The sequence below is a fragment of the Pseudomonas sp. HP_12 genome (assembly GCF_055283955.1).
Window position 1 is genome coordinate 36,454 of the sequence record NZ_JBTOQG010000025.1, and the last position, 14,249, is coordinate 50,702.

The 14,249-nt window shown below is 62.1% G+C and carries 11 protein-coding genes and 1 pseudogene; 2 read left to right on the top strand and 10 right to left on the bottom strand.

Features of this window, described 5'->3' with window-relative positions; genetic code table 11:
* The first annotated feature begins 13 nt into the window (after positions 1-13).
* On the top strand, positions 14-2,263 hold the full coding sequence (locus tag ACYASU_RS17415; RefSeq protein WP_463583509.1) for a putative bifunctional diguanylate cyclase/phosphodiesterase: 2,250 nt from the start codon (positions 14-16) through the stop codon (positions 2,261-2,263).
* Here the strand turns inward: ACYASU_RS17415 and ACYASU_RS17420 are convergent.
* The gene (locus ACYASU_RS17420) at positions 2,216-3,058 is read right to left on the bottom strand and encodes a phosphatase PAP2 family protein (RefSeq protein WP_463583510.1); all 843 of its coding nucleotides are present in this window, start codon (positions 3,056-3,058) and stop codon (positions 2,216-2,218) included. The two genes, ACYASU_RS17415 and ACYASU_RS17420, sit on opposite strands and share 48 nt — an antisense overlap.
* 319 nt (positions 3,059-3,377) lie before the next feature.
* Here ACYASU_RS17420 and pmrG point away from each other — a divergent pair, with 319 nt between their 5' ends.
* Positions 3,378-4,064 (top strand): lipopolysaccharide core heptose(II)-phosphate phosphatase PmrG, encoded by a 687-nt coding sequence (pmrG, locus tag ACYASU_RS17425; RefSeq protein ID WP_463583511.1) that lies wholly within the window; start codon positions 3,378-3,380, stop codon positions 4,062-4,064.
* Between the two features lie 14 nt (positions 4,065-4,078).
* Here pmrG and ACYASU_RS17430 read toward each other — a convergent pair whose 3' ends face one another.
* From ACYASU_RS17430 to arnB, 9 genes and pseudogenes are all read right to left on the bottom strand, one after another.
* On the bottom strand, positions 4,079-4,372 hold the full coding sequence (locus ACYASU_RS17430) for a winged helix-turn-helix domain-containing protein (RefSeq protein ID WP_463583512.1): 294 nt from the start codon (positions 4,370-4,372) through the stop codon (positions 4,079-4,081).
* Positions 4,373-4,512: 140 nt separating this feature from the next.
* A complete protein-coding gene (locus ACYASU_RS17435) occupies positions 4,513-5,907 on the bottom strand; it encodes a UDP-glucose dehydrogenase family protein (protein WP_463583513.1) in 1,395 nt (464 codons plus the stop codon).
* Positions 5,885-6,290: pseudogene (arnF, locus tag ACYASU_RS17440) on the bottom strand (4-amino-4-deoxy-L-arabinose-phosphoundecaprenol flippase subunit ArnF). The gene ACYASU_RS17435 and the pseudogene arnF overlap by 23 nt, the downstream one beginning before the upstream one ends.
* Before the next feature lie 26 nt (positions 6,291-6,316).
* Complete coding sequence (locus ACYASU_RS17445) at positions 6,317-6,661, bottom strand: EamA family transporter (RefSeq protein ID WP_463583514.1); 345 nt, start codon at positions 6,659-6,661, stop codon at positions 6,317-6,319.
* Positions 6,658-8,310, bottom strand: a complete 1,653-nt coding sequence (gene arnT, locus ACYASU_RS17450; protein ID WP_463583515.1) for a lipid IV(A) 4-amino-4-deoxy-L-arabinosyltransferase — start codon at positions 8,308-8,310, stop codon at positions 6,658-6,660. The genes ACYASU_RS17445 and arnT overlap by 4 nt, the downstream gene beginning before the upstream one ends.
* Complete coding sequence (gene arnD / locus ACYASU_RS17455) at positions 8,307-9,188, bottom strand: 4-deoxy-4-formamido-L-arabinose-phosphoundecaprenol deformylase (protein ID WP_463583516.1); 882 nt, start codon at positions 9,186-9,188, stop codon at positions 8,307-8,309. The genes arnT and arnD overlap by 4 nt, the downstream gene beginning before the upstream one ends.
* Positions 9,188-11,200, bottom strand: a complete 2,013-nt coding sequence (gene arnA, locus ACYASU_RS17460) for a bifunctional UDP-4-amino-4-deoxy-L-arabinose formyltransferase/UDP-glucuronic acid oxidase ArnA (protein WP_463583517.1) — start codon at positions 11,198-11,200, stop codon at positions 9,188-9,190. The genes arnD and arnA overlap by 1 nt, the downstream gene beginning before the upstream one ends.
* A complete protein-coding gene (gene arnC, locus ACYASU_RS17465) occupies positions 11,197-12,207 on the bottom strand; it encodes an undecaprenyl-phosphate 4-deoxy-4-formamido-L-arabinose transferase (protein WP_463583518.1) in 1,011 nt (336 codons plus the stop codon). Before arnC ends, arnA begins: the two co-directional genes overlap by 4 nt.
* The gene (gene arnB / locus ACYASU_RS17470) at positions 12,204-13,352 is read right to left on the bottom strand and encodes a UDP-4-amino-4-deoxy-L-arabinose aminotransferase (protein WP_463583519.1); all 1,149 of its coding nucleotides are present in this window, start codon (positions 13,350-13,352) and stop codon (positions 12,204-12,206) included. The genes arnC and arnB overlap by 4 nt, the downstream gene beginning before the upstream one ends.
* Positions 13,353-14,249: the final 897 nt, after the last annotated feature.

Here is a 14,249-nt window from a genome sequence, read left to right on the forward strand (position 1 = left end):
GCGCGGGAGGACCATGAAGACGCCGCCCTCTGCGCCCCATATCGCCCAATCCGCCGACCCGCTCGACGACCTAGATGACAACGCCCGGCTGCTGCTTGACCTGCAATTGCATCAGGTTGAATTGCAGACTCAGAACGAGGAACTGCGCGCTGCGCAATCCGCTCTGGAAGCCTCGCGCGATCTCTATCTGGATTTGTATGAGAACGCGCCGGTGGGCTACCTGACGCTGACCCCGCAAGGGGTCATTGAAGCCGTCAACCGCACCGGCGAGACACTGTTGACCTACCCGCGTCATCGCCTGCTGCAGCGCCGTTTTGCCGGCCGTGTCGTCAGCCGGGACCGCGACCATTGGCAGCAAGTATTCGCCCGGGTCTGTCGCACCGGCCAGGCGCAAGAGTGCGATCTGAGCCTGGAGCGCACCGACGGTACGCACTGGCAGGCGCGGCTGAACTGCGCGCGCCCCGGCGGCGAGTCAAGTGGCATTCGGGTGACCCTCACCGACCTCACCGCGCGCCGCCAGATCGAGCAGCGACTCAACCTCGCCGCCAGCGTGTTCACCCACGCGCGGGAAGGCATCATGATCACCGACCCGGCCGGTGCGATCATCGAAGTCAACGACGCTTTCACTACCATCACCGGCTATGGACGCGAGGAGTCGATGGGCGAGAACCCGCGCTTCCTCGCCTCCGGCAGGACCCCGCGTGCGCAGTACGTCAGCCTCTGGCACAGCCTGCTCTCGGAGCGTTACTGGCAGGGCGACTTGTGGAACCGTCGACGTGACGGATCGGAGTACGCCGCGCGGCAGACCATTACCGCCATCGTCGATGCCCGTGGCGTCACTCAGCATTATGTGTCGCTGTTCACCGACGTCACCGAACTGCACAGCTATCAGCGTCAGCTGGAATACGTGGCCCATTACGACCCGCTGACCCATTTGCCGAACCGCGTCCTGCTGGCCTCGCGCATGCAGCAGGCGATGGCCGATGCTTTGAGAAACGGCACCCGGCTGGCGCTGGGCTACCTGGACCTTGACGGCTTCAAGGCGATCAACGATCTGCACGGGCATGACGTGGGTGATCGGGTGCTGTCCAGCGTGTCGCGACGTATGCAGCAAGCGCTAAGCGATGCCTGCACGCTGGCACGCCTGGGCGGAGATGAGTTTGTGGCGCTGGTTGTCGATCTCGATCAAGTCTGCGACAGCGCGCCGATGCTTGAGCGACTGCTGGCGGCCGCCAGCGAAATGGTGCAGGTGGGCGCGCTGAACCTGACGCTCTCGGCGAGCATCGGCGTCAGTTACTACCCGCAGGACAACGAGATCAGCGCCGATCAGTTGCTGCGCCAGGCCGATCAGGCGATGTATCAGGCGAAACTCGAGGGCAAGAATCGCTTCCGCGTGTTCGATGCGCAGCATGACCAGGAGATGCGTGGGCACAACGCGCGACTGGACCGTATCGATCAGGCCATTCGCGAGAAGGAACTGCGCCTGTATTTTCAGCCCAAGGTCAACCTGCGCACGGGCGCGGTCGTCGGTGCGGAAGCCTTGCTGCGTTGGGAGCATCCGGAGCGCGGACTGCTGTTGCCGGGCAGTTTTCTGCCGCTGATCGAAAGCAGCTCACTGGCGGAAGTGGTCGGGGAGTGGGTGCTCGAAAGTTCCTTGAGCCAGATCGAGTGCTGGCAGCGGGAGGGGCTTCGTCTGCCCGTGAGCATCAACGTTGGGGCACGGCAACTTCAACACCCTGATTTCGTGGCCAACCTGACCGAACGGCTCGCGGCTCACCCTGATGTCGGGCCGGAAATGCTGATGATCGAGATTCTCGAAACCAGCGCGCTGGAAGACGTCGAAGGGGTCTCGCGCACGCTGCGTGCCTGCGAACAACTGGGCGTGCGCTTTGCCCTGGACGATTTCGGTACAGGGTATTCATCCCTTAGCTACTTGAAGCGCTTGCCGGTGGCGCAACTGAAGATCGACCAGACGTTCATTCACGGCATGCTCGACGCCCCCGGTGATATCTCGATCCTGCAGGCGATACTGGGCCTGGCCAGTGCGTTCGGTCGCGAAGTCATCGCCGAGGGCGTCAACAGCCCCGCCCAGGCCTCACGCCTTTTGCAGCTTGGTTGTGAGGTCATCCAGGGGTTCGGGATCGCCAAGCCAATGCCCGCGACGCTGATGCGCGGCTGGATCGACGCCTGGCTGGCTGACGCGCTCATGCCACACTTACAGATCAGTGACCTGATTGGGGCCAGGCACCGGCCGCTTCCGTAGCGCGGGCCTGACCTCGTCGACGGGCGCAGGGGCGAGCTGTCGCCAGCCATAGAAGGCAAGGGCGGTGAACAGCGCACCTACCCACACAATCACCCCGGCCCAGAACGTGTGCGACATGAAGTGCCAGCCCTGCAGGACGCGCGTGGTGCCGTAGATCGCGCCCAGAACCATCGACGCGTAAAGTATCGCCCGGGCGTGGCGCCACTGATGACGCCGCGCGACGAAGTACAGCGCGACCATGGTGAAGCCGCCGGAAGCATGCCCACCCGGCCAGCAGCGACCGGCGCCAGCTTCATGGAACAGGCTGAAATTCTCGAACCACTCCCTTTTCTCCATCGTCCCGCCGTACAGCGTGGTTTCCACGGGGCAGTAGATGCTGGTGTGGCTTTTAAAGAAATGGATCATGCCGGTGATGATTGCAAACGACACGACGATGTACAGGAAGTCCCGCCGGTGGCGAGCCGTGAAGCGCAGCACCGGGGCGATGCGCAATGTCTCCAGCGACCTGATCAGCCGGTCGTGCCGCCCGGGTTTGAACAGTGGCCAGATAAACGACAGGATTGAGCCAATGATCGCGGCTTCCCCGGTGAGGTCGGGAATGATCCGCGGCCAGCGGTGGGTCAGGTTTTCGAACAGGCGGTTGTGGCCGTAGGGAAACTCGTGATTGGGGTAGTACAGCCAGTTGCTGATCATCTCGTCCAGGGAAGTGAGGTCGAAGACCACGAATATCGCCAGCGCAATGGCGATCGGTAAACCCAGGTTCCAGGCATAAAATCGTGATCGTTCACTTCGCACGTTGGAATGTCCCGATAAGCGTGATTATTAACTTTGCCCGGCTATTGCCGGCCGCTGGTGGAACATAGACACATGCAGGTCAAGCGGCAGTGAAGGGAATGTGAAAACTCTATTCAGATTTGAGGAATGTGTAATTCGTTAGTTGAAGCGCGCGCGTAAGCGTGAAGATTTAACTATCTGCCCGGAATGAATGACTTCTTAATGCCACTGTTTTTTTCACCTGCCGTTAACCAAACAATCATGCATCGCTGTTTACGCTTGCTCCCATTCAAGGACACAGACTTCCATCTGCCGATGGGCTCATAGTCGGAGTAACACGATGCGCGATCATTCCAATGTTCTGCTTGCACTCAGGGCGGGCAAGTTACCTCGAAGCCGTCACACAGTTAGAGTGCTGCTGACCGCTGCGGCCATCGGCGTGTCGCTCCTGCTGTTGACGGGTTACACCTATTGGCCGCGTTCGCCGATTGCCCTCGCCAGCGGTGAGAACATGAACAGGGCGGGGCTTTACGCAAGCTGGAAGAAAGGCGAGGTGGTCGTGTTGGTGCGCCACGGCGAGCGCTGCGACCGCTCTGACAAGGAATGCTTCGGGCCAGAAGACGGGATCACCCGCAACGGCAACCAGGTGTCTGCCGAGGTGGGACGATCGTTAAGCCAGTTGGGGCTGGGCCAGACCGATGTCATCGCCAGCCCGTCCACGCGCACGGAGCAAACCGCCGCAGCCTTGTTCGGTCATCCGGTTGCGTCACAGGACTGGCTGTTTGACTGCGAGAAGATGAACCTTGGCCGGGTCATGGCGCACAAGGCAAACGACCGTAATCTGGTGGTGGTGACCCACAGCGGTTGTATCGGCCAGATAGAAAAAGAGCAGGGTTATCCCCATGCCGATAACAGCGAATATGACAGTGCGGTATTTATATCGCTGGATAAGCGCAGTCGGCCGGTTATCCGGGGTGTGCTTAATCCCGAGGACTGGAAGCAATTGGCGATGAAGGAAGGTAAGTAAGCCGACGTGTGCGGCTATTTACAAAGCTGATAGCCGACGCCATACACCGTATGGACCAGCGGGAAGGCAAAACCGTCGTCGACTACTTTTCTGATTTGATGCACGCGAGTGCCGAGGCCGGTGCTCTTGTGAGCGCCTTGTTCGCCCCAGAGCATTTCGGCGATTTCTTCCTTACTGACAATGGCGGGACTTCTCAGCATCAGCAGCGCCAGTATGTCGATGTTGGTCGGGTTGAGTTTCAGGTGTTTGTCCGCGCGGAACGCCCGGTACTTCCCGGTATCCAGCACCAGATCTTCAACAACCAGCATATAAATGATCCCACCCTCGCGACAGTGGCGGGATAGTAGGGCCGCGATTGTCAAAAATTGGTCTGAGGGGTGTGAAGAACTCGTGGGACTGACGCCGGGCCCTAGTGTGGGACCGGCTTCAGCCGGGAAGGCGTCGGCCGCTACACCATCGCTCCACCCGCGACGTTTTTGTATGGCAGCCACTGCTTCTGCGGGATCGGCAATTCGCAGGAGTCCCCACGCCCGATCGGGTAGTAGTGAAATCCGCTGCGCGCCAGCCGCTCGGTGTCGTACAGGTTGCGGCCGTCGAAGATCACCGGTGCGGCGAGGCGTTGCTGGATCAGCTCGAAATCCGGGGCCTTGAACTGTTGCCACTCGGTACAGATGATCAGCGCGTCGGCATCGTTCAGCGTTGACTCCGGCGTGCCCATCAGAATCAAATCCTTGCGGTTGCCGTAGAGGCGCTGCGTCTCTTGCATGGCCTCGGGGTCAAATGCCCGCACCGTGGCGCCGGCATCCCACAAGGCTTCCATCAGCACCCGGCTCGGCGCGTCGCGCATGTCGTCGGTGTTCGGCTTGAACGCCAGGCCCCACAGGGCAAAGGTCTTGCCGCGCAGATCCCCTTCGTAAAACGCTTTGACCCGCTCGAACAGTTTGTTCTTCTGCCGCTCGTTGATGGCTTCGACCACCGCCAACAGGTCGTTGGAACAGTGGGCTTCCCGGGCGCTGTGGATCAAGGCGCGGATGTCCTTGCCGAAGCACGATCCACCGTAACCGCAGCCGGGGTAGATGAAGTCGTAGCCGATCCGTGAATCCGCGCCGATGCCCAGCCGCACCGATTCAACGTCCGCGCCCAGGTGTTCGGCCAGTTCGGCGATCTGGTTGATGAAGCTGATCTTGGTCGCCAGCATGCAGTTGGCCGCGTACTTGGTCAGCTCGGCGCTGCGCAGGTCCATGAACATGATCCGGTCATGGTTGCGGTTGAACGGCGCGTACAGCTCACGCATCACCCTGCGTACGGCATCGCTGTCGCAGCCGATGACGATCCGGTCCGGGCGTCGGCAGTCGTTGACCGCCGAACCCTCTTTGAGAAACTCGGGATTGGAGACGATATCGAACTGCAGCAAGCGCCCGGCCTGGCGCAGGGCTTTGTCGATGTGTGCACGCAGGGCATCGCCACTGCCCACTGGCACGGTGGACTTTTCAACGATGATCAGCGGTTCGGAGCGGTAAGTGGCGATGGCCTCGCCAACCGCGAAAAAGCCCCTCAGGTCCGCGGAACCATCGTCGCGGGACGGGGTGCCGACGGCGATGAACAACACCTCGGCGTGCTCGACCGCCAGCCGGGTGTCGGTGGTGAACTGCAGGCGTTTGTTTTCCAGATTCTCCCGCACCAGGCTGGCCAGCCCCGGTTCGAAAATATGCACCTGACCCTGCCGCAACTGCTCGACCTTGGCCTGATCGATGTCCATGCAGACCACGTCGTGGCCGACTTCAGCAAGGACGGTGGCTTGCACCAGCCCGACATACCCGCTACCGAAAACGCTGATTTTCATGAAGAAAAGCCCTGTGGAGGAGTGCTGGAAATGCGCCGAAGGTTGATGGTCAGCACGCCCATCACGATCAGCATGACGCCCAAAGTTTTCGATCCCGTGAACGTCTCGTGGAAAAATGGCAGAACCGCGGCGAGCGCATACACCAGCCCGTAGCTGACGCTGAGCAGTGAATAGGCACGACTCAGCGGAAGGTCGCGCAGGGCCAGCAGCCAGGCGAGCATCGACAGGGCGTAAGCGATGATCGCGGCGCCGATCACCAGCACGGCTGCGGGCTCGAACCGCGCCAGACTCTCCGGCTCAAACCAAAGCGCAGGCGAGGGCAGACGACTCATGCCCCAGCGCATGCCCAACTGCGCCGAACTCACCAGCAGCACGCTGCCCATTGCCCAGACGGTCGCATTCTGCCGGCTCATGCCTGGCGCCCGAGCAGCACAACGCCGGCCAGAATCAGCGCGACACCCAGCCAGTGCACGGCGTCGATGGATTCCTTGAACACAAAGCGGCTGGCCAAAGTGATCAGCACCACGTTGAGCCCCAGCATCGGGTAGGCGATGCCGACCTCCAGGCGCTGCAACACCAGCAGCCAGCTCAGCAAACCCAGGCCCAGACACGCCACTGCCAGCCACAGCCAGAGCGAGCGCAATGCGCCAAGCACCCCCGGAAATGTGCCGTGCCAACGCTCCACCGCGCACTTCTGCGCGACCTGGCCCAGACACGTCAGCCCGCAGGTGCCCAACAGCAGCAGCCAAGTCATGGCGCCGTCTTCGCGTAAATGAGGATGATCAGATTGCCTTCGTCGAAGCGCTCGGCGTCCTTGGGCAGCAGCTCAAGCTCGCGCAGCTCCTCGTCGCTTCTGCCGCGCATGACCACACCCACCTGACCCTCTCGCCGGGCCTGGGTCATCCACTCATCAACCCCCTTAAGAGTGACTTCGCGACCCTTCACGCCGGGATAACCCAAGCCGTATTCCAGCTCGTTCCAGGTGTTGAAAAACGACACGTCGGTCCTGTTCAGGCGCCAGGCCAGTGCCGAGGCAGCGCCCAGGTCATTGCTCAACAGGTGGGTGCTGGCCGCCAATTGCGCCTGATGGGCAAGCACGAACGGGTCAGGCGTCTTGTTGTGCACGACGTCATAGGGAAGTGCTACCGGCAACAGCGCCACCAGCAGCCAACCGCCCAATGCCGGCGCCGTCCAATACTTCACCGGTCGCAGGCCTTGCAGGGCGTTGCTCGCACACCAGCCGGTCAGGACGATGAGCGCCAGCAGCAGGTGCAGCGGTTCGTGGTCGTACAGCGGCTGTTTGATTTGCAGGTACAGCAGCGCCCCGAATCCGAGCAGACCAACGGCGGCGTTGAGCCATCCGTTGACGCGCAACGCGGTGAGCTGACCTTGCTTGAGGCGCTCGATCAGCCCATCGGCCATCAACAATGCCACCGGCATAAGGCACGGCAGAATGTAGGTCGGCAGCTTGCCGTTGCTGACGCTGAGAAACGCCAGTGGCACCAGCAGCCACAACAGCAGGAAGCCGATGTCGGGTCGACGCCGGTGCTGCCAGGCCTGGCGGAACGTGACCGGCAACAACCCGGCCCATGGCAGGCAGGACACCACCAGCAGCGGCAGGTAAAACCACCAGGGTTCGGCGTGCTGGGCATCGGCCCCGGCGAATCGCCGCACGTGCTCGTGCCAGAAGAAGAACCGCCAGAAATCGGGTTCCTGAACATGCACCGCGAGCACCCACGGCAGGCTCACGACGATGGCAATCAACACCGCCAGCGGCCCGTAGCGAAGCAGCTCGCCGAGGCGTCGCTGCCAGAGCATGTAGGGCAGGGCGATCATCACCGGCAGCGCCCAGGCAAGAAACCCTTTGGTCATGAAGCCTATGCCGCAGGCCAGACCGACCACGGCCCAGGCGCCCAGTCGCGCACGCCCGCTGCTGTGAACGGCGCACCAGAATCCCACCAGCGTCAGGTTGGCCCACAGGGTGAACTGAGGATCGAGGTTGGCGTAACCGGCTTGCCCGGCAATGAACGCAAAGCTCATGAACAGCAGCGCACTGGCGAAACTCTTGCGTGGCTCGTTCCACATCCGCGCGGCGAGCCAGTACGCGAGCGCCACGCTCAGACCACTGCTCAACGCCGACACGATGCGCACGCCGAACAGGTTTTCGCCAAAAACCGCCTGACCCACGGCAATCAGCCAATAGCCCGCAGCGGGTTTTTCGAAATAGCGCAGGCCCATGAAATGTGGCGCGGCCCAGTGACCGCTGTGCAGCATCTCCTGGCTGATCTGGGCGTAGCGGGTCTCATCGGGAATCCACAAACCGTGGAACCCCAGCGGCAGCAGGTAGAACGCGGCGAAGGCCAGCACCAGCAGGGCGATGTTGCGCTGTTCGGCTTTGATCATCGCTGCACCCCCAGCCAGCCTTCGCGCCCGCGCAAAGCGCCACGCACCAACTGGCCTGAAGGCAGGTGATCCAGTGAATTCGGCAGCAGCTCGCCGAGGGGCTGAAAGTCGATCCCACGGTTTTTCGCCTCACTCAACAGCGTGCGAAAAGCCGGGGCCATGACGATGCCTTCGACCTCGGCATGAACGGTGTAGACGTTCAGCTTCGATGCCGCGAAGCGCCCGAGGATGTCGTCATTGAACGCCCGCGCGTCCAGCTGGGGCGAAACCAGTTCGTCGTAAGTCGGCAGGTCCACCGGAATCTGCGGCGTGCCCAGGATGCCGTCGGCCAGCATCGGGCGAAAAATCGACGTGCCCCGGCAGTCGCTGTTGTAGCGAAAACCGAAGGCCTCTTTCGCCTGCACCACACGTTCATCGGCGCGCCAGCCGGCGGCGGCGGAGCAGGTCACCGGGTGGCCGAGAATATCGCTGAGAACGTCAACGCCGCGCTGGATCTGATCACTCAGTTGAGCCTCGCTCCAGCGACCGGCATTGGCCTGCCAGGCATGGTGATCCCAGGCGTGCAAGCCCACTTCATGACCGGCGTCCCGGGCGCGGCGCATCAGCGGCCCGAGGTCGCGGCCAATCGGTTTGCCCGGCCACGCGGTGCCGGCCAGCAGAATGTCCCAGCCGTACAGACTGGCCGCCCGGGAGCGCAGCATTTTCCAGAGGAATTGCGGACGCGCCAGGCGCCACAAATGGCGGCCCATGTTGTCCGGGCCGACGCTGAAGAAAAACGTCGCCTTGACCTGCGCTTCGTCGAGCAGGTCCAGCAGTCGCGGCACACCGTCGCGAGTGCCGCGCCAAGTGTCGACGTCGATGCGCAGGCCGGCCTTCATCAGCCGCGCGCGCCGGTGGTGACGGTCAGTTCGGCCTTTTCGGCCATGGCTTCCCGCAGGAAGAAGTCCAGGGTCTTGCCGATGGTTTCGCTCAGTTCGATGGTCGGCGTCCAGCCGATCAGCCGCTGGGCGTTGGCGATGCTCGGCTTGCGGTGGCTCACGTCCTGGTAGCCCTTGCCGTAGAACGACTGGCTTTCAACCTCACGGAACCCGGCGAAGGGCGGGAAGTTATCGCGCAGCGGGTGGGCCTCGAACTGGCGCAGCAACTCGGTTCCCAATTGGCGAATGCTGGCCTCATTGTCGGGGTTGCCGATGTTGATGATCTGGCCGTTGCAGTGGCCGCCCTTGTTTTCGATGATCCGCGCCAGGGCTTCGATGCCGTCGACGACATCGGTGAAGCAGCGCTTTTGCGCACCGCCGTCCACCAGCCGGATCGGCGTGCCCTCGACCAGGTGAAGAATCAGCTGAGTGATGGCCCGCGAACTGCCGATGCGCGCGGAGTCCAGGCGGTCCAGCCGCGGCCCCATCCAGTTGAACGGGCGGAACAGGGTGAACTGCAAACCCTTCTGCCCGTAGGCCCAGATCACCCGGTCGAGCAACTGCTTGGACACCGAGTAGATCCAGCGCTGCTTGTTGATCGGGCCGACCACCAGGTTCGAGGTGTCCTCGTCAAAGCTGGCGTCCTGGCACATGCCGTACACCTCGGACGTCGAGGGGAAGATCACGCGCTTGTTGTACTTGACGCAGTAACGGACGATTTTCAGGTTTTCTTCGAAGTCCAGCTCGAACACCCGCAGCGGGTTGCGCGTGTATTCGATGGGCGTGGCGATGGCCACCAGCGGCAGCACCACGTCGCACTTTTTGATGTGGTACTCGATCCACTCGGAGTGGATGCTGATGTCGCCTTCGATGAAGTGGAAATTCGGCCTGGCGCGCAGGCGTTCGATGGCGTCCGAACCGATGTCCATGCCATAGATTTCGTAACGGTCGTCCTGCAGCAAACGCTCGGACAGGTGATTGCCGATGAAGCCGTTGACCCCGAGGATCAGCACGCGGGTGCGCCGAACCGGACGACGCGGGTCGACGCCCTGCAAGCGCGAACCCTCCACCAGACCGAACTCGCGAGCCAGTTGCGCGCCGCTCAGGTACAGGCCGTCGTCGCCGCGCTGGCCGGCGCTGATCACCAGAGAGCCTTCGCCGCAGGCAATGCGCAACGGCTCGCAACCGAGCACCGTACCGGGCGCCTCGCCGGTGTAACCGGTGTCTGCTCGCGCGGCCCAGACAATCAGTTTGTGTTCGCCGACCGGGCAAAAGGCGCCGGGGTAGGGCTGGGTCACTGCCCGCACCAGATTGCCCAGCCGGGTTGCGGGGAGCGACCAGTCGATCAAACCGTCGGCAGCGGTGCGCCGGCCGTAACAGGTGGCGGCGGATTCATCCTGGGGTGTCCCCGACAACTGACCCCGGGCAAGCAATGGCAGGGTTTCCGAGAGCAGGTCCGCCGCGGCTTCACGCAACTTGCCGTGCAGGGTCAGCGCCGTTTCTGTCGGGCTGATGGCGATGCGTTGCTGGGCGAAGATGGGCCCTGCGTCGGCGCGCTTGACCATCTGATGCAAGGTCACGCCGGTTTCGCTTTCGCCGTTCACCAGCACCCAATTGGCCGGCGCCCGGCCCCGATACCTGGGCAGCAGCGAACCGTGCAGGTTGAACGCACCATCTTTCGCGCAGGCCAGCAGCGGTTCGCTGAGCAACTGGCGGTAGTAAAAGGAGAAGATGAAATCGGGTTCAAGCCGGGCGATGCGCTCAAGCCACAGCGGGTGATTGGGGTCTTCCGGGGCGTGCACGGCAATCTCGTGTCGAGCGCACAGCTGGGCCACCGAGCCGAAGAAGGTTTTTTCCTTGGGGTCGTCGGCGTGGGTGAACACCGCAGCGATCTCATACCCGGCGTCGAGCAGGGCCTGCAGGCCAACGCAGCCAATATCGTGGTAAGCGAAAACGACAGCTTTCTTGTTCATGGCGCAACCTTGTGGGCGTAAGCGGGGGCAGAAGCGGGGGCGTCGAGCGCAATCACGGGGGATCCATGGACGACTTTCTCAATGAAAAAGCGCGGCCGCGCGCGCACGTCGCTGTACATGCGGCCGAGGTATTCGCCGAGCAGGCCCATGCCGATGAACTGCCCGCCGGTGAACACGAACAGCACCGCAAACAGGACGAAAGTGCCGTGCCCGGCCCACGGCGCGCCGAAGATCAGCCGCAGGGCGACCAGCGCCAAAGCGAACAGCACGCCGAGCAGCGCCATGCCGAAACCGACGATGCTCAGCAGACGCAGGGGCGTGGTGGTCATGCAGGTGATCAGGTCGAACATCAGGTTGATCAGGCGCATGGGGCTGTATTTGGAGTCGCCGTGCTCGCGCTCGGCGTGCTCGACCAGGATTTCCGTGGTGTGCCGGGCGAAGCTGTTGGCCAGAATCGGAATGAAAGTGCTGCGCTCCCGGCAGGCGAGCATGGCGTCGACGATGTTGCGTCGGTAGGCGCGGAGCATGCAGCCGTAGTCGTTCATCGCCACGCCGGTGGAGCGCTGCACGGCCAGGTTGATCAGTTTCGACGGCCAGCGCCGCCAGGCGGAATCCTGCCGCTGGTTGCGCACCGTGCCGACCACGTCGTAGCCCTGTTCGGCGAGGCGCACCAGACGCGGAATCTCTTCGGGCGGGTTCTGCAGGTCGGCGTCCAGGGTGATCACCACGTCGCCCTTGCACTGCTCGAACCCCGCCATGATTGCCGCGTGCTGGCCGTAATTGCGGTTGAGAATGACCGCCACCACGTGGCTGCCTTGTCGCTCGGCGGCCTCTTGAAGCAGCTCGGCCGAGGCGTCGCGGCTGCCATCGTCGACCAGGACGATTTCGTAGGCGCAGGTCAACAGGGCGCAAGCGGCCTCGGTGCGGCGCAGCAACTCGGGCAGGCTCTGCTCCTCGTTGTAGACCGGGATCACAACGGACACACAGCGGACGGGATAGGCTTTCAAGGGCGCGCTCCGACGATGGATTCAATGGCACCGACGACGCGCTCGATATCGTCGCGGGTCATGTCCGGGAACAGCGGAATCGAACACAGCCGCGACGAATTCCACTCGGTGTTCGGCAAATGCACGTCCGGGAAACGCTGGCGGTAATAGCGGTGCAGATGGGTAGCGATGAAGTGAATGCCGGTGCCAATGCCGCGCTCTTGCAGGGCTTTCATAAACCCGTCGCGGTCCAGACCGCAGCGCTCGGGGTCGATGCGCAGGATGAACAGGTGCCAGGCGTGTTGTTGCGGGTAGACGGGCTGAGAGAGCGGCATGACCGGGCTGTTTCCCAGTCGCTGCAGATAGTGCTCGGCGAGCCGACGGCGTTGCGCGTTCATGTGATCGAGCCGGTGCAGTTGCACGAGGGCCAGGCTGGCGTTGATGTCCGCCAGGTTGTATTTGAAGCCGGGTTCGATGACTTCGGCCTGGGGTTTGCGGCCCAGGGTCAGGCGGTCGTAGGCATCGACGCCGAGGCCGTGGAATTTCAGCTGACGCACCCGATCTGCCAATACGGCCAGATCGGTGACGAACATCGCGCCTTCTGCGCAGGTCATGTTCTTGATCGCATGGAAGGAAAAAATCGCCGTGCCACAGCTGCCCACCGGCCGGCCGTTATAGGCCGTGCCCGCCGCGTGGGCGGCGTCTTCGATGACGGCGATGCCGTGGCGCTCCGCGAGGGCATAAATCGGGTCGAGGTCACAGGCCGCGCCGGCGTAATGCACCGGGACAATGGCTTTGGTGCGTGGGGTGATGGCCTGTTCGATCAGCGTCGCGTCGGTCATCAGCGTGTCGCGGTCGACATCGACAAACACCGGGGTGGCGCCCAGCAGGCAGATCATGTTGGCGGTCGAGACCCAGGTTTGCGAGGGCGTGATCACTTCATCACCGGGGCCGACGCCCAGGGCGAGCAAGGCGATGTGCATGGCGCCTGTCGCCGATGAAACCGCGACGGCATGCCGGGCACCGACCCGTTCGGCGAACTGCGCTTCAAGCTGCTGGCATTCGGCGCCCGTGGTGATCCAGCCGGAGCGCAGCACGCGGGTCACCGCCGCCACTTCTTCATCGCCGATACTGGGGCGGGAAAAAGGAAGAAAAGCCTCATTCATAAAGAGGACGTCCCACTGAAGTTCAAGTTTTGAACACACCCGTCCGCTGGCGCCACTGTGCACCGGCTGGAAAGTCATTTAAATCGCGTGCAGGTATTCATCACAGTGCCGTAATGGGCACCGCGTCACATAGACGACTTGTTCATCAGATGACCAGATCTGATCAAGTAGTTCGGGTATTGCGTTATCCGGAGGTTAATCTCGCCAATATGAAAATAACGTGGGCGCTGCGTCAGTTTTCCGTGTGTGTTCTTCAGTACGTCATAGCCAGTCGCTACGGGGCTATCAGCTGAATGTGACGGTTGTTCGAGTATTGTTTTTGTTTCGGCTGATGTATTAACAAACGGGCTGTTATTTAATGTTCAGACAGCTTGGGTTCAGCATTTCGATAGTTGTCGACAGAGGGCTATAAACAGCCGAATTGGCCAATGTTTTTTAACCGCTCCATCCAAGTTATTTGGCACTCACAGATGCCCGTTCCGCTAAGTTAGCGCCCGGATACTTAATCGGAGCTGAACATGAAGCATGCTCGGGCGAGTCTGCAGCTCACCGCACTGGATGCATGCAGTGCTTTTTAGTGGGACCGGCTTCAGCCGGGAAGAGGCCCGTGCATTCACCCACAATTCTGCAGCGCGCCACCCGACGCTTTCCCGGCTAAAGCCGGTCCCACAATTCGCGGCGCACGCGATCCTTCTGAATGCACGCAATGCTTTTTAGTGGGACCGGCTTCAGCCGGGAATAGGCCCGTGCATTCACCCTTAATTCTGCCGCTCGCCATCCGACGCCTGAGCTGGCCTAATGACCCCGGACACCTCAATGGGGGAAACTGTACCCATTGAGGAACGATCATGACCAAGAAATACAGAAAATTCGATGCAGCCTTCAAGCTTGATGTCT